Below are 14,519 nucleotides of genomic sequence, written 5' to 3'. Positions count from 1 at the left end.
CTTTTCACATGAGTGCCGCCAGCCGCGCCCCCCAGCGCTCGAACCGCACCACCGCCCGCGTCCGCCGCCGCGCCGCCCTGGCCGCCGGTGCGGTCGCCGGCGCGCTGCTCGTGACCGCGTGCGGCTCCGGCGGGACCTCGGGCGGCGGCGGTGACACCAACTACATCACCGGCGCGGACGGCATCGCCACGGTGGACCGGGGCGACCGGGCGGCCGTCCCCGACCTGTCCGGCAAGACCGTGGACGGCGGCCAGGCCGACATCGCCGACTACAAGGGCAAGGTCGTCGTCCTCAACATCTGGGGCTCCTGGTGCCCGCCCTGCCGCGCCGAGGCGAAGAACTTCGAGAAGGTCTACCAGGACGTCAAGGACCAGGGCGTCCAGTTCGTCGGCATCAACACCCGCGACGCCTCCACCGGCCTGGCCAAGGCGTTCGAGAAGGAGTTCGGGATCAGCTACCCGAGCCTGTACGACCCCACCGGCAAGCTGATGCTCCGCTTCGCCAAGGGCACGCTCAACCCGCAGGCCATCCCCTCCACCCTGGTCATAGACCGCGACGGGAAGATCGCCGCGCGCACCCTCCAGGGGCTCAGCGAGGAGAATCTGCGCAAGATGCTCAAGCCGGTCCTGGCGGAGAAGTGACGTGACCGCCGTGTCGTCCATGCTCGCCGCCGACCCCGGCGAGACCGTACGCAGCGGCGCGCTGCTGCTCGCCCTGCCGATCGCCCTCCTCGGCGGTCTGGTCTCCTTCTTCTCGCCCTGCGTGCTGCCCCTGGTCCCCGGCTACCTCTCCTACGTGACCGGGGTCACCGGCACCGACCTGGCCGACGCCCGGCGCGGCCGGATGGCCCTCGGCGCCTCCCTGTTCGTACTGGGCTTCACGGCCGTGTTCGTCTCCGGCGGCGCGCTGTTCGGCTTCTTCGGACAGACCCTCCAGGAGGAGCGTTCCGTCCTCACCAAGGTGCTCGGCGTCCTCATGGTCGTCCTGGGCGTCTTCTTCATGGGCCTGATGCCCTGGCTCACCCAGCGCGAGTACCGCTTCCACAAGCGGCCCGCCACCGGCCTGGTCGGCGCCCCGCTGCTCGGCGCGCTGTTCGGCATCGGCTGGACACCGTGCATCGGCCCCACCCTCGCCTCGGTGCTCGCGCTCTCCTCCGACCAGGCCAGCGCGGGACGCGGCGCCATACTGACCGTGGCCTACTGCCTCGGCCTCGGCGTGCCCTTCGTGCTCGCCGCGGTCGCCTTCCGCAAGGCGCTGGGCGCCTTCGGCTGGGTCAAGCGGCACTACGTCTGGGTGATGCGGATCGGCGGCGTCATGATGATCGCCACCGGGCTGCTGCTGCTCACCGGCGCCTGGGACAGCATCGTGCAGCAGATGCAGACCTGGTCCAACGGCTTCACTGTAGGGATCTGACGGATGAGCAAGACCGCGAAGACCGGGCCCGACGAGACCCGCGCACCCGGTGAGGAGCAGGAGCTGGGCGCCGCCGGTTCCCAGCTGTCCACCGCGCCCAAGGAAGAGGCGCCGAACCTGCCCGCGATGGGCGTCATCGGCTGGGTCCGCTGGTTCTGGCGGCAGCTCACCTCGATGCGGGTCGCGCTGCTGCTGCTCCTGCTGCTGTCGCTGGGCGCGATCCCCGGCTCGCTGATCCCGCAGACCGGCGTCGACGCCACCAAGGTCGACCAGTTCCAGCAGGACCACACCACCCTCGCGCCCGTCTACGAGAAGCTCGGGCTGTTCCACGTCTACAGCTCGGTGTGGTTCTCGGCGATCTACATCCTGCTGTTCGTCTCCCTGGTCGGCTGCATCATCCCGCGCACCTGGCAGTTCGTCGGCCAGCTCCGCGGCCGCCCGCCCCGGGCCCCGCGCCGCCTGACCCGGCTGCCCGCGTACACCACCTGGCGCACCGGGGCCGCCCCCGAGGAGGTCCGCGAGGCCGCGCTGAAGCTGCTGCGGAAGCGCCGCTTCCGCGCCCACCTCACCGACGACGCCGTGGCGGCCGAGAAGGGCTACCTGCGGGAGGTCGGCAACCTCGCCTTCCACATCGCGCTGATCGTGATGCTGATCGCCTTCGGCTGGGGCCAGCTGTTCAAGTACGAGGGCAACAAGCTGGTCCTGGAGGGCGACGGCTTCTCCAACACGCTCACCCAGTACGACGACTTCAAGTCCGGCAACCTGTGGTCGCAGGACGACCTGGCCCCGTTCAGCTTCACCCTGAAGGACTTCAAGGGCACCTACGAGACCTCCGGCCCCAACAAGGGCACCCCGCGCACCTACGAAGCGAGGATCACGTACAGCGAGGGCGCCTACGGCAAGCAGAAGTCGACCACCGTCAAGGTCAACGAGCCGCTGGAGATCGACGGCTCCAAGGTCTACCTGGTCAGCCACGGCTACGCGCCGATCGTCACCGTCCGGGACGCCGACGGCGACGTCGTCGTGGACCACGAGGCGTACGCCCTGCTGCCGCTGGACGCCAACGTCACCTCCTCCGGCGCCATCAAGGTGATGGACGGCTACCGCAACGCCAAGGGCGAGAAGGAGCAGCTCGGCTTCAACGCGTTCTTCCTGCCGACCTACGGCGGCAAGGGCTCCACGATGCTCTCCGCCTTCCCCGGCCTGCTCAACCCGATGCTCGCGCTCTCCGCCTACCACGGCGACCTCGGCGTGGACTCCGGCATCCCGCAGAGCGTCTACCAGCTCGACGACACGAACCTGAAGAAGTTCAAGGACGCCAACGGCGACCTCTACAAGAAGCAGCTCACCGTCGGCCAGACCATGAAACTGCCCGGCGGCAACGGCTCGGTCACCTTCGACGGCATCCAGGAGTGGGCCGGCTTCCAGGTCACCGCGCAGCCCGGCAGCGGCTGGGCGCTCGGCGGCGCGATCGTCGCCATCTTCGGCCTGGCCGGCTCCCTGTTCATCCAGCGCCGCCGGGTGTGGGTGCGGGCGGTGGCAGGCCCCGACGGCGGCACCGTCGTCGAGCTGGCCGGCCTCGGCCGCAGCGAGTCCGCGAAGCTTCCCGAGGAACTCGGCGACCTGGCCGGGGTCCTGTACGACACGTTCCCTGAACCCACCGCCGAATCCACTCCCGAGAGGGCTGAGCAGAAGTGACTCTCGCCGACGCGACCCAGCTGGCCGCAGCGACCAACGAGAACCTCGCGAACACCAGCAACACGCTGATCTACTCCGCGATGGCGGTCTACACCCTCGCCTTCTTCGCCTACATCGCCGAGTGGATCTTCGGCAGCCGCAGCAAGGTCGGCCGTACCGCCGCCGCGCTCACCACGCGGGGCGCGGCCGCTCCCGCGGTCACCGTGCAGAAGGCGGGCGGGACCGCCGTACTGGAACGTCCCAAGGTCGTCGTCCGGGCCGCCGCCGGCACTCGTGACGTCCCCGACGGGCCCGGCGCGGCGGGCGGCACCGAGAAGGGCGACCTGTACGGCCGGATCGCCATCTCGCTCACCTTCCTCGGCTTCCTGATCGAGTTGGGCGGCGTACTCACTCGCGCGCTCTCGGTGCAGCGGGCGCCGTGGGGCAACATGTACGAGTTCAACATCACCTTCTCGACGGTCGCCGTCGGTGTGTACCTGACGCTGCTGCTGCTCAAGAAGAACGTCCGCTGGCTCGGCCTGCCGCTGGTCACCACGGTCCTGCTCGACCTCGGCCTCGCCGTCACCGTCCTCTACACGGCCAGCGACCAGCTCGTCCCCGCCCTGCACTCGTACTGGCTGTACATCCACGTCTCCACGGCGATCCTGTGCGGCGCGGTCTTCTACGTCGGCGCGGTCTCGACCATCCTGTACCTGTTCAAGGACTCCTACGAGAACAAGATCGCGTCCGGCGGCACCCCGGGCCGCTTCGCCAACTCCGTCCTGGACCGCCTGCCCGCCGCCGCCACCCTCGACAAGTTCGGCTACCGCGTCAACGCCGCCGTCTTCCCGCTGTGGACGTTCACGATCATCGCGGGCGCGATCTGGGCGGGCGACGCCTGGGGCCGCTACTGGGGCTGGGACCCCAAGGAGACCTGGGCCTTCATCACCTGGGTCGCCTACGCCTGCTACCTGCACGCCCGCGCCACGGCCGGCTGGAAGGGCCGCAAGGCCGCCTACCTGGCCCTGATCGCCTTCGGCTGCTGGCTGTTCAACTACTACGGCGTCAACATCTTCGTCACCGGCAAGCACTCCTACGCGGGCGTCTGACCGACGTCCTCGCCCCACAGCTCCGGATGCTGCTGGACGAAGCCACGCAGCACGCTCTCGCACTCGGCGTCGTCCAGCAGCACGATCTCCACGCCGTGCTCGGCCAGCCAGTCGTGCCCGCCGTGGAAGGTGACGGCTTCCCCGATCACCACCCGTGAGATCCCGAACTGCCGCACCAGCCCCGAGCAGTACCAGCACGGGGACAACGTCGTCACCATCGTCGTCCCCCGGTACGACCGCTGCCGCCCCGCCGCCCGGAACGCCGCCGTCTCCGCGTGCGTGGCCGGGTCGGCGTCCTGGACCCGCCGGTTGCGCCCGCGCCCGAGCAGTGTGCCGTCCGCCCCGTAGAGCGCGGCCCCGATCGGCATCCCGCCCTCCGCGAGCCCCGCGCGGGCCTCTTCGACGGCGGTGGCGAGCCACCCGCGTGCCGTTTCCTGATCCATGTTCATGCCGCCAACTGTGCCGTGTTCCCGCCTGCGATGCCGGTCGAGAACGGGTACGGGGACGTCGGTCACCATGCCGATGGCCGAACGGTCGTTGGCGGCCCGGACCCCGGCACTCAGCCGCTCCTCCGAAGTGGCCGGCCGCACCGCCGCCGGATCGGCCTCCCACTCGCGGCCCCCGCCGACCGGGCGGAGCATCAGATGGGCGCCCAGGCGGTCCCGGTACTCCCCGACCATGCGCCGACGCGGATCGTAGAGCAGCGCTCCCAGTTCCATGCCATTCCCTCTCGTCACTCTGTGTGTAGTGAGCGTTGCGCAGGGGAATCATGAGGATCAATGCTTGCCGCGTGACACTCGGGCACTGGCACGGCGGGGGAGGGGCTGGGGTGAGTCGGCGCAACGCGGAGGGTGCGGCCTCGGGAGCCAGTACGGCGGCGGTGTTCGGCGAGGTGCTCCGGCATTTCCGGGAGGCGGCGGGCCTGACGCAGACCGAGCTGGCGAGGCGCATCCCCTGCGACCGGTCGCATGTCGCGCGGGTGGAGGCGGGTACGCGGGTACCTCAGGACACGTTCGCGCGCACGTGCGACGCGTTGCTGGGCACGGGCGGGGTGCTGCTGAAGCTGTGGGGGCGGATCGACTGGTATCCGCAGGTGGAGCATCCGGATTGGTTCCGGCGCCGGGCTGAGATGGATGCGGTGGCGGTTTCCCTTCGGGAGTATCAAGAGCGGCTCATTCCAGGGTTGTTGCAGACGGAGCGCTACGCGACGGCGCTGTTCGCCCGCGTCGCGGACGGCGAGGAACTGCGGGAACGCGTCCGGGCCCGGCTCAGTCGGCAGCAGCGCTTCCTGTCCGAGGGCGGCCCCTCGTACTTCGCGGTCCTGGACGAGAGCTGCCTGCGGAACGTGGTGGGCGACGCGGAGGTCATGCGAGACCAGTGCGCGGCTCTGCTGGAGGCCGGACACCGCGCCAACATCCGTGTCCAGGTCGCCCCCGCGCGTTACGCGCGGTTGCTGCGGCCCAATGTGTCCATGTCGCTCATCGAACTCCCTGGGGGCGAGCGATGGGTGTACTCGGAGTCGTTGGACCGGGGCCACTTCTCCTGCGATCCAGCCGTCTATGCGCAGCACGCCCATACCTATGATGTGCTCAGAGCAGATGTCATGTCGGCCAGTGAGTCTTCCGCTTTCATCGGCGACGCGTTGGAGGGATACGGGCACCATGGGCAGCCACGAAGTCAGCGCGACGGCCTGGATCAAGAGCAGCTACAGCGGAGAGAACGGCGGCAACTGCGTCGAGGTGGCCCCCGGATTCATGGACACCGTTCCCGTCCGTGACAGCAAGAACCCGGACGGCCCCGTCCTCCTGCTGAACCGTTCCGCCTGGGTGGAATTCATCGCTGGCCTGCGCTGACGCACCGGGACGCGGATATCCGCGTTGCGGTGTCGCGGGCGACTACCCATAAAGGACTCTCGGGGAATAAAGAACCCCACCAAGCCCCACCCTTCCCGCCCGCGGCGCGGCATCACTCGGGTGGGTGAATGTCGGCGGTCTGGCTGGCTTTTCGATGCCCAACTCCCGCACGCTCAGGGCAACAAGACCGCAGACATGCGTCGGCCCCCGCCGGGACTAGCGATCCCATCGCGAGGGCCTGACCACCGAGGAAGTAGGAGCTTCCCGATGGGTACCACCGACCTTAGCGTGCCCCCGCGCCCCGGGGGAGTAATTCACGACAATGTCCGCCACACCGCGAACTTCACGGTGGTGGGTAACCACCTCGCCCAGCACCCGGAGTTGTCACTGCTGGCGATCGGACTGGGCCTGCACATCCAGTCGTTGCCCGCCGGACGGCACGTCGACATCAAGACCCTCACCGCCCGTTTCAAGGAGGGCGCGACCCGTATCTCCGCCGCCCTGCGCGAACTGGAGACCCACGGCTACCTGCGCCGGGAGCGCGAACGCACCCCGAGGGGCCGCATCGTCACCCGGACCGTCTCCTGCAACAACCCCGCAGCGGCAGCCGCACGCCGGCACCGCCGCCCGGCCCCGGAACGACGACACACGCCCCGGAAACCGAAGAAGCGCGCCCTGTCCGCCGTACCGCAGCCGAGTTGCAAGGCCCCGGCACTGCTCCAGCAGGCCACCGATCTCATCGCGGGACTGCGCCACCACGACTCCCGTCTCCTCCTCTCCGCCTGCGACACGGCCCACTTGGCCCCGGGCGTCGCCGCCTGGCTGGAACGGGACGTCACGCCCGCCGCCGTACGCCACGCCCTGGCCGACGGGCTGCCACCCGAGGGCGTACGCCGCCCAGCCGCCCTGCTGGCCCACCGCCTGACGGCGCTGCTGCCACCTCCGCCCCCGTTCCGCGCCCCGGCCGCACCACCGCCGGTGATCCACCCCCTGAGCAACTGCGACGGCTGCGACCGCGGCATCCGCGCCGCAGAACCCGGCACCCGCTGCCGCGACTGCCGGTCCACCCCGCACCACTGATCCAAGACAAGGAACCTCATGGTCAGCCCGCCTCACGAGGCGATGCTTCGTATCTTCCAGCACGACCCGGGGCTGTTCAGCCGGGTCTCGCGCTACCTCGGCGTGGAGATCCCCACGCCCGTCAGCGCGACCGCCCTGCCGACCGACCTCACCGAGACCAGTCCCGTCGAACGCCGCGTCGACACACTGCTGCGCTTCGAGACGGCCGAGCAGGGCCCCTTCCTGCTGGCCGTCGAGGCCCAGGGCAAGAAGGACCCGGACAAGCCCGCGAGCTGGGCGTACTACGTGTCGTACCTGTGGACGAAATACCGGGTGCCGACGGCTCTGCTCGTGGTGTGCCAGGACCATGCCACGGCGAAATGGGCTCAGCGAGCCGTGAACAGCGGACCGCTGCAACTGCCCACCCTCACGTTGCGGCCCGTGGTGGCCGGCCCGCACAACATGCCCGTGATCACCGACCCCGAAGAGGCCCGAGCCGACCTCTTCCTGGCCAGTCTGGCGGCCATTACGCACGCCGCCGACACGTCCGTGAATGCGATACTGAAGGCTCTGTCCACCGCATTGCAGGACGTGCCCGAAGACATCATCGATCCGATCGTCGAATTCACCGCACAAGGGCTGGGCAACCGCCCGGCCAAGCAACTCTGGAGGAAACTGGTGGCCGTGGACCTCTCCTTCTACAAGTCCTACATCTCGGAAGAGATCCGCGACGAAGGCCGTGCCCAGCGAGGTGCTGCCGACGTTCTGCTCGTCCTGGAGCAGCGTGGGCTCGACGTCTCGGACGACATCCGTGGTCACATCACCGACTGCGAGGATCTGGAGACTCTCGACCGTTGGCTCAGGCGAGCCGTCACCGCCCCCACAGCTGAAGCGATCTTCGAAGACGAGTGAGTCGGCCGGGCGTTCGACCGGCCTCTATGCTGGGCCTCCCGCTCGCAGAGGTCGGTCGAACGCCAGGAGGCACGTGTGTCAGCGCTGGAGCCGGACGACCCGCGCTCCGTCGGGGAGTACCGGCTGCTGGAGCGGCTGGGTGCGGGCGGGATGGGGCGGGTCTACCTCGGCCGGTCCCCGGGCGGACGGCTCGTCGCGGTCAAGGTGGTGCACGAGGGGCTGGTGCGGCGGCCCGAGTTCCGGGACCGGTTCCGGCGTGAGGTGCAGGCCGCCCGGACGGTCAGCGGAGCGTTCACCGCGCCGGTGATCGACGCCGATCCGGACGCGCCGCTGCCGTACCTGGTGACCAGCTACATCGCCGGGCCGTCGCTGGAGCAGGCGGTGGCCGAGCGGGGGCCGTTCGACAGCAGGGCGGCGACCGCGCTCGCCGCCGGGCTGGCCGAGGCGCTGCGGTCGATCCACGCCGCCCACCTCGTCCACCGCGACCTCAAGCCGTCCAACGTGCTGCTCGCCGAGGACGGTCCCCGGGTCATCGACTTCGGCATCGTGCGCAGCGTCGAGGGCGACTCCCTCACCGTGCCGGGGCAGATGGCCGGGTCGCCGGGGTTCATGTCCCCCGAGCAGGTCAACGGGGCCGACGTGACCCCGGCCAGCGACGTCTTCTGTCTAGGCGCGGTGCTGGCCTTCGCGGCGACCGGGCAGAATCCGTTCGGCGGCGGACCGACCCCCGCGCTCCTCTACCGCGTCGTGCACAACGCCCCCGACGTCGGCGCCATCGCCGACCCGGCGCTGCGTGCCCTCGTCGCCGACTGCCTGGCCAAGGACCCGGCCCACCGGCCGACCCCGCGCGAGATCCTGACCAGGATCGGCCCGCAGGGGGGCGAGCGGGCGACTGTCCTCTCGTACCCGCCTGCGCACCCGCACCCGTACCCGGCGGGGCAGTACCAGCCGACGCTGCTGGCACCGGCCCCGGCACCGGAAGCGCCGCCACCGGCCGGGCCCGCGCGGGACCGGGGCCGCCGGGCGTTCCTCTTCTCCGGCGCCGGGGCACTGGCCGCGGCCGCCGTCGGCACCGGGTTCTGGCTCAATCGGTCGTCGGCCACCGGGAGCGCGGACGGCACGGTCGGCTCGCCCAGTCCGTCCGCCACCGCGACGAAGGGACCGCAGCCGCTCGGCCACTGGCCCCTCGACGAGACGTCCGGAACGGTGGTACGGGACACCGCCGGCGACAACAACGGCACCGCGACCGGCGTCACCTGGGGGACCGGTCCCGACGCCGGGGCCCTGTTCGACGGGACCCGCAGTCAGATCATCACCTCGGGACCGGCGTTGCGGACCGGAGCGGGCCAGGGCTTCACCGTCGCCGCGTGGGTCCGGCTCACCGCCGTGCCGGGGACCTTCGCGACCGCCGTCAGCCAGGACGCCGACGAGGCCAGCGGCTTCTACCTCCAGTACTCCAGTGCCGACAAGCGCTGGGCCTTCGCCCGGCCCGATGTGCGGGCCGTCAGCACCACGGTGCCCGCCGCGGGAGTGTGGACCCATCTGGCGGGGGTCTGCGAGGGGCCGAACCGCAGGCTGCGGCTGTATGTCAACGGTGTCCAGGAGGCGGTCGTCGAGGACACCAACCCGATCGCCGCGAACGGCCCCCTGGCCATCGGCAGAGCGTCCTACGGCAATCAGCCCGTCGACTTCTTCCCCGGGCACATCCGGGAGGTACAGGTCTTCGACCGGACGCTCGGCCCGGAGCGGATCAGGACACTCCCGCGCTAGCTGCCCGGCTGCCTAGTCGCCCTTCGGGTCCTCGTCCTTCTCTTCCTTGCGGGGCTTGTCCTCGTCGAGGGACTTCAGGAACTCCGGGTTGTCGTCGGGGGCGACCCACTGGCCGCGGCCGGCGGCGGAGAAGCCGGCCGGCTGCCGTTTCTTCCCCGCGATGATCCACGAGATCGAGCCGGCCAGCGGGAAGAGGAGTACGAGGATCGCCCACAGGGGCTTCGGCATGTGCCGGACGTCCTCGTCCTTCGTGCTGATGCAGTCGATGAACGCGTAGACGCTCAACGCCAGTGGCACGAGGAACATCAGCACCCGCAGCATGGGGCCTCTCCAGCGAAAGCGGTGGGCGGTACGGGGTCAGCGTATCGGCTCGGGGATACTGGACGGCATGGCTTACGACGATCTTCGCTCCCTGCTCAGGGCACTGGAACGCGAGGGCGACCTCAAGCGTGTCAAGGCCGAGGTCGACCCCCACCTGGAGGTCGGGGAGATCGTCGACCGGGTGAACAAGGCCGGCGGTCCCGCCCTGCTGTTCGAGAACGTCAAGGGCTCCGACCTGCCGCTGGCGATGAACGTCTTCGGCACCGACCGGCGGCTGCTGAAGGCGCTGGGCCTCAAGTCGTACGAGGACATCTCGGACAAGATCGGCGGGCTGCTGCGGCCCGAGCTGCCGCACGGGTTCGTCGGGGTGCGCGAGGCGTTCGGCAAGCTCGGCGCGATGGCCCACGTACCGCCGAAGAAGGTCAAAGAGGCGCCGGTGCAGGAGGTCGTGCTCACCGGGGACGACGTCGATCTCGACCGGCTGCCCGCGCTCTTCACCTGGCCGAAGGACGGCGGCTCCTTCTTCAACCTGGGGCTCACCCACACGAAGGACCCCGAGACCGGCATCCGCAACCTCGGCCTCTACCGCCTCCAGCGCCACGACAAGCGCACCATCGGCATGCACTGGCAGATCCACAAGGACAGCCGCAACCACTACCAGGTGGCGGCCCGGCGCGGCGAGCGGCTGCCGGTCGCGATCGCCTTCGGGTGTCCGCCCGCCGTGACGTACGCCTCCACCGCCCCGCTGCCCGGGGACATCGACGAGTACCTGTTCGCCGGGTTCCTCCAGGGCAAGCGGATCGAGATGGTCGACTGCAAGACCGTGCCGCTCCAGGTGCCGGCGCAGGCGGAGGTGGTCATCGAGGGCTGGCTGGAGCCCGGCGAGACGCTGCCCGAGGGGCCGTTCGGCGACCACACCGGGTTCTACACCCCGCAGGAGCCGTTCCCGGCCCTCACCATCGACTGCGTCACGATGCGCCGGCGCCCGCTGCTCCAGTCGATCGTGGTGGGCCGGCCGCCGACCGAGGACGGGCCGCTGGGGCGGGCCACGGAGCGCTTCTTCCTGCCGCTGCTGAAGATTATCGTGCCGGACATCGTGGACTACCACCTCCCGGAGGCGGGCGGCTTCCACAACTGTGCGATCGTGTCGATCGACAAGAAGTACCCCAAACACGCCCAGAAGGTGATGCACGCCATCTGGGGCGCGCACATGATGTCCCTGACCAAGCTGATCGTGATCGTGGACTCCGACTGCGACGTCCACGATCTGCACGAGGTCGCCTGGCGGGCCCTCGGCAACACGGACTACGCCCGTGACCTCACGGTCGCCGAAGGCCCGGTCGACCATCTCGACCACGCCTCCTACCAGCAGTTCTGGGGCGGCAAGGCGGGCATCGACGCCACGAGGAAGTGGCCCGAGGAGGGGTACACCCGCGACGGGGGCTGGCCGGACATGGTGCTGTCCGACCCGGATACGGCGGCGAAGGTCGACCGCCGCTGGAAGGAGTACGGACTGTGACGTCGGCTTCCGCCGCGCTGCCGCAGCAGCCGGGGCGTACCAAGGCGTTCCTGCGCCTGGTGATGATCGAGCACTCGGTGTTCGCGCTGCCCTTCGCGTACATCGCCGCGCTGACCGCGATGTTCCTCATGGACGGGAACATCCACTGGGGCCGGCTGCTCCTGGTGACCATCTGCATGGTGGGTCTGCGCACCTTCGCGATGGCCGTCAACCGGATCATCGACCGCGAGATCGACGCCCGGAACCCGCGCACCGCCCACCGCGAACTGGTCACCGGCGCGATGTCGGTCAAGCACGCCTGGACCGGCGCGATCGTCGCCGTCGTGATCTTCCTGGGCTCGGCGGCGCTGCTCAACCCGCTCTGCCTCGCCCTCGCGCCCATCGCGGTGATCCCGATGGTGGTGTACCCGTACGGCAAGCGGTTCACGAACTTCCCGCAGGCCATCCTGGGTCTCGCGCAGGCGATGGGGCCGATCGGCGGCTGGCTGGCGATCACCGGTGAGTGGTCCTGGGACGCGGTGATCCTCGGCCTCGCGGTCGGCATCTGGATCGGCGGCTTCGACCTGATCTACGCCTGCCAGGACGTCGAGACCGACCGGAAGGTCGGCGTCCGCTCGGTCCCGGCCCGGTTCGGCATCCCGGCCGCCATCTGGGGCGCGCGGGGTTGCCACACGGTGACCACGGCCCTGTTCGTCTGGTACGCGCTGGCCACCGACGCCGGTGTCTTCTTCTGGCTGGGCCTGCTGATCGTCGCGGGCGCGTTCGGCTACGAGCACACCATCGTGCGTCCGACCGACCTGTCCCGCCTGAACCGGGCGTTCTTCAGCGTCAACGGGTTCATCGGCATCGCCCTGTTCGTGTGCGCGCTGCTGGATCTGCTGGTGCGGGGACTGACCGTCTGATCACGGCGCGGCCCGCCATCGGGGGCAGGAACCGAAGGACCCGTCAGGCCGTCCGTATTCGGCCGCGCCGGAACACGAACGCCGCCCCCACCCCGGCCGCCAGCCCGATCAGGTGTCCCTGCCAGCTGACGCCCGACTGGGTCGGGGCCAGGCCCGCGAGGATGGAGCCGCCCCAGACGGCGGCCACCAGGAGGCCGGCCAGGATGCCCAGGGGGCGGCGCTCGGTGAAGCCGCTGACCAGCAGGTAGCCGAAGAGGCCGAAGATCAGGCCGGAGGCGCCCGCGGTGTTGGTGCCCGAGGGGGAGGTCAGCCAGACGCCCAGCCCGTCCGCCACCACGATCAGCGCGCAGAGCGCGAGGAACCGGCGTATCCCGCCGAGCGCGGTGAGGAAGCCGAGGACCAGCAGCGGCACGGTGTTGGCGGCCACATGGGCGAAGCCGAAGTGGATGAACGCGGCCGGGACCACGTCCACCAGCTCCGCCGCGGTGCGCGGCACGATGCCGAAGCGGTCCAGCGCGTGACCGCTGACCACGTCGGCCACTTCCAGCAGCCACAGCAGCGCGACCCAGCCCGCCATCAGCTGGGCGGCGGCCTTCGCCCGGTCGCCGCGCGACCACTGCGGCCGCTTCCGCGCCTGAGGCGCCGTACCCGCCATGTCAGCCCCCGCCGCTCGCCGGTCCCTTCCTGTGAACGCCCCGCCCCCTCGCCCGGTTCCCACCCGGCGACTGCCTATAGGCTCGGTCCCGTGAACCCAGCCAAGCCAGGAGAGACGGCGCGTACGCCTTGGATCGTAGGGGTGTCAGGTGCCTCCGGCACTCCGTATGCCGCCTCGGTCCTGCGGGCCCTGCTCACCGCCGGCGAGAGTGTCGACCTGGTGGTCAGCCGGGCCGCGCGGCTCACCCTGCTCGACGAGACCGGCATCTCCTTCCGGGACGCCCACTGGCGGACCGACCTGCGGGAATGGCTGGCCCGCGGCGCCGACGGCAAGCCGGACAGCTTCGCCGTCGACCTCGACGCGACGCGGTACTGGAACGCCGGCGACCTGGCCGCCGGGCCGTCCTCCGGCTCGTACCCCGCCAAGGGGATGCTCATCGTGCCCGCCTCCACGGCGTGCGTCGCCGGGGTCGCGCTCGGGCTGTCGAAGGACCTGTTGCAGCGGGCGGCGAGCGTCACCCTGAAGGAGGGGCGCCCGCTGGTGGTGTCCGTCCGTGAGACCCCGCTGAACGGGACGACCCTGCGGCACCTGGTCGCCCTGGACGACGCGGGCGCCGCCGTCGTCCCCGCCTCGCCCGCCTTCTACGCCGGCGCCACCCACATCCAGCACCTGGTGGACTTCGTGGCCGGCCGGGTCCTCGATGCGGCGGGCGTACCGCACGGGCTCTACCGCCGCTGGGCGGGCGAGCTGGGCAGCGCGTCCCGTACCACCTCTTGAACCACCTGTACTTGAGAACTCCGCACGAATCACATATCGGAAGGCTTCGATCCATGGACGCGGTGGACAGGCAGCTCATCCAGGCCCTGCGGGAGAACGGCCGGGCCTCCTACGCCGAGCTGGGGCGCCTCGTCGGACTGTCGGGACCCAGCGTCACCGACCGCATCAACCGGCTGGAGGCGGCCGGGGTCATCACCGGCTACCGGGCCACGGTGGACGCCGCCTCGCTGGGCCTCGGCGCCGTCGCCCTGATCGGCATCTCGCTCTCCGACGCGGCCGACCACGAGGACGTCGCCCAGCGGCTGAAGGAGCTGCGGGAGATCGAGGACTGCTGGTTCATCGCCGGCGACGACTCCTACATGCTCAAGGTGCGCGCCACCGACGTGGACGGCCTGGAGCGGATCATCCGCCGGCTGTCCGGCACCAAGGGCGTCTCCCGCACCCGTACCACCGTCGTGCTCTCCACCAAGTGGGAGAACCGGGTGGGTGAGCTGCCGGACGAGGTGTAGTCGTACCGCAGGCGTACCGTTGGTCGAGTTGTCGGAGAAAGGT

The 14,519-nt window shown here is 70.3% G+C and carries 16 protein-coding genes; 13 read left to right on the top strand and 3 right to left on the bottom strand.

The window, feature by feature from the left end; translation table 11 throughout:
• Window positions 1-8: 8 nt before the first annotated feature.
• The 4 genes from AB0G32_RS04665 to ccsB are packed head-to-tail and all read left to right on the top strand — an operon-like array spanning window position 9 to window position 4,199.
• Window positions 9-641, top strand: a complete 633-nt coding sequence (locus tag AB0G32_RS04665) for a TlpA disulfide reductase family protein (protein WP_361158017.1) — start codon at window positions 9-11, stop codon at window positions 639-641.
• Between the two features lie 19 nt (window positions 642-660).
• A complete protein-coding gene (locus AB0G32_RS04660) occupies window positions 661-1,413 on the top strand; it encodes a cytochrome c biogenesis protein CcdA (RefSeq protein WP_361158249.1) in 753 nt (250 codons plus the stop codon).
• A gap of 3 nt (window positions 1,414-1,416) precedes the next feature.
• Window positions 1,417-3,111, top strand: coding sequence for a cytochrome c biogenesis protein ResB (locus AB0G32_RS04655; protein WP_361158014.1), 1,695 nt, complete (start codon window positions 1,417-1,419; stop codon window positions 3,109-3,111).
• Window positions 3,108-4,199, top strand: coding sequence for a c-type cytochrome biogenesis protein CcsB (ccsB, locus tag AB0G32_RS04650; protein WP_361158012.1), 1,092 nt, complete (start codon window positions 3,108-3,110; stop codon window positions 4,197-4,199). Before AB0G32_RS04655 ends, ccsB begins: the two co-directional genes overlap by 4 nt.
• Here the strand turns inward: ccsB and AB0G32_RS04645 are convergent.
• Entirely contained in the window at window positions 4,184-4,642 is a 459-nt protein-coding gene (locus AB0G32_RS04645; RefSeq protein WP_361158247.1) for a nucleoside deaminase, read from the bottom strand. The genes ccsB and AB0G32_RS04645 overlap by 16 nt on opposite strands.
• 386 nt (window positions 4,643-5,028) lie before the next feature.
• Here AB0G32_RS04645 and AB0G32_RS04640 point away from each other — a divergent pair, with 386 nt between their 5' ends.
• From AB0G32_RS04640 to AB0G32_RS04620, 5 genes are all read left to right on the top strand, one after another.
• The gene (locus AB0G32_RS04640; protein ID WP_361158009.1) at window positions 5,029-5,976 is read left to right on the top strand and encodes a helix-turn-helix transcriptional regulator; all 948 of its coding nucleotides are present in this window, start codon (window positions 5,029-5,031) and stop codon (window positions 5,974-5,976) included.
• Window positions 5,939-6,052, top strand: a complete 114-nt coding sequence (locus AB0G32_RS04635; RefSeq protein WP_361158007.1) for a DUF397 domain-containing protein — start codon at window positions 5,939-5,941, stop codon at window positions 6,050-6,052. Before AB0G32_RS04640 ends, AB0G32_RS04635 begins: the two co-directional genes overlap by 38 nt.
• Window positions 6,053-6,319: 267 nt before the next feature.
• A complete protein-coding gene (locus tag AB0G32_RS04630; protein ID WP_361158005.1) occupies window positions 6,320-7,132 on the top strand; it encodes a helix-turn-helix domain-containing protein in 813 nt (270 codons plus the stop codon).
• 18 nt (window positions 7,133-7,150) lie between these two features.
• Complete coding sequence (locus tag AB0G32_RS04625) at window positions 7,151-8,023, top strand: hypothetical protein (RefSeq protein WP_361158002.1); 873 nt, start codon at window positions 7,151-7,153, stop codon at window positions 8,021-8,023.
• Between the two features lie 75 nt (window positions 8,024-8,098).
• Complete coding sequence (locus AB0G32_RS04620) at window positions 8,099-9,793, top strand: LamG-like jellyroll fold domain-containing protein (RefSeq protein WP_361157999.1); 1,695 nt, start codon at window positions 8,099-8,101, stop codon at window positions 9,791-9,793.
• Window positions 9,794-9,805: 12 nt separating this feature from the next.
• Here AB0G32_RS04620 and AB0G32_RS04615 read toward each other — a convergent pair whose 3' ends face one another.
• A complete protein-coding gene (locus AB0G32_RS04615; protein WP_361157996.1) occupies window positions 9,806-10,114 on the bottom strand; it encodes a PLD nuclease N-terminal domain-containing protein in 309 nt (102 codons plus the stop codon).
• Between the two features lie 67 nt (window positions 10,115-10,181).
• On the opposite strand from AB0G32_RS04615, the gene AB0G32_RS04610 reads away from it, so the two are divergent.
• Together AB0G32_RS04610 and mqnP are read left to right on the top strand one after the other, a co-directional pair.
• Window positions 10,182-11,633 (top strand): menaquinone biosynthesis decarboxylase, encoded by a 1,452-nt coding sequence (locus tag AB0G32_RS04610; RefSeq protein WP_361157994.1) that lies wholly within the window; start codon window positions 10,182-10,184, stop codon window positions 11,631-11,633.
• The gene (mqnP, locus tag AB0G32_RS04605; RefSeq protein ID WP_361157991.1) at window positions 11,630-12,535 is read left to right on the top strand and encodes a menaquinone biosynthesis prenyltransferase MqnP; all 906 of its coding nucleotides are present in this window, start codon (window positions 11,630-11,632) and stop codon (window positions 12,533-12,535) included. The genes AB0G32_RS04610 and mqnP overlap by 4 nt, the downstream gene beginning before the upstream one ends.
• 43 nt (window positions 12,536-12,578) lie before the next feature.
• On the opposite strand, the gene AB0G32_RS04600 is transcribed toward mqnP, so the two are convergent.
• On the bottom strand, window positions 12,579-13,190 hold the full coding sequence (locus AB0G32_RS04600; protein ID WP_361157989.1) for a rhomboid family intramembrane serine protease: 612 nt from the start codon (window positions 13,188-13,190) through the stop codon (window positions 12,579-12,581).
• Window positions 13,191-13,280: 90 nt separating this feature from the next.
• Here AB0G32_RS04600 and AB0G32_RS04595 point away from each other — a divergent pair, with 90 nt between their 5' ends.
• Window positions 13,281-13,967 carry a UbiX family flavin prenyltransferase gene (locus AB0G32_RS04595; RefSeq protein WP_361157986.1) on the top strand — a complete coding sequence of 229 codons (687 nt, stop codon included), beginning with the start codon at window positions 13,281-13,283 and terminating at the stop codon, window positions 13,965-13,967.
• A gap of 53 nt (window positions 13,968-14,020) precedes the next feature.
• Window positions 14,021-14,476 (top strand): Lrp/AsnC family transcriptional regulator, encoded by a 456-nt coding sequence (locus tag AB0G32_RS04590; RefSeq protein ID WP_189423099.1) that lies wholly within the window; start codon window positions 14,021-14,023, stop codon window positions 14,474-14,476.
• Window positions 14,477-14,519 lie beyond the last annotated feature (43 nt).

Origin of the sequence: Streptomyces sp. NPDC023723 (assembly GCF_040639815.1) — a bacterium.
Classification (GTDB): Bacteria; Actinomycetota; Actinomycetes; order Streptomycetales; family Streptomycetaceae; genus Streptomyces.
Note: the sequence above shows the minus strand (reverse complement) of the source record. Positions and strands in the feature narration are given on the sequence as shown.

What these genes read in the sequence shown, in the direction of transcription:
- AB0G32_RS04625 (WP_361158002.1), top strand. Translation starts at nt 7,151, where the DNA reads ATGGTCAGCCCGCCTCACGAGGCGATGCTTCGTATCTTCCAGCACGAC.
- AB0G32_RS04660 (WP_361158249.1), top strand. Translation starts at nt 661, where the DNA reads ATGCTCGCCGCCGACCCCGGCGAGACCGTACGCAGCGGCGCGCTGCTG.
- AB0G32_RS04630 (WP_361158005.1), top strand. Translation starts at nt 6,320, where the DNA reads ATGGGTACCACCGACCTTAGCGTGCCCCCGCGCCCCGGGGGAGTAATT.
- AB0G32_RS04655 (WP_361158014.1), top strand. Translation starts at nt 1,417, where the DNA reads ATGAGCAAGACCGCGAAGACCGGGCCCGACGAGACCCGCGCACCCGGT.
- AB0G32_RS04610 (WP_361157994.1), top strand. Translation starts at nt 10,182, where the DNA reads ATGGCTTACGACGATCTTCGCTCCCTGCTCAGGGCACTGGAACGCGAG.
- AB0G32_RS04600 (WP_361157989.1), bottom strand. Translation starts at nt 13,190, where the DNA reads ATGGCGGGTACGGCGCCTCAGGCGCGGAAGCGGCCGCAGTGGTCGCGC.
- AB0G32_RS04590 (WP_189423099.1), top strand. Translation starts at nt 14,021, where the DNA reads ATGGACGCGGTGGACAGGCAGCTCATCCAGGCCCTGCGGGAGAACGGC.
- AB0G32_RS04615 (WP_361157996.1), bottom strand. Translation starts at nt 10,114, where the DNA reads ATGCTGCGGGTGCTGATGTTCCTCGTGCCACTGGCGTTGAGCGTCTAC.
- AB0G32_RS04665 (WP_361158017.1), top strand. Translation starts at nt 9, where the DNA reads ATGAGTGCCGCCAGCCGCGCCCCCCAGCGCTCGAACCGCACCACCGCC.
- AB0G32_RS04645 (WP_361158247.1), bottom strand. Translation starts at nt 4,642, where the DNA reads ATGGATCAGGAAACGGCACGCGGGTGGCTCGCCACCGCCGTCGAAGAG.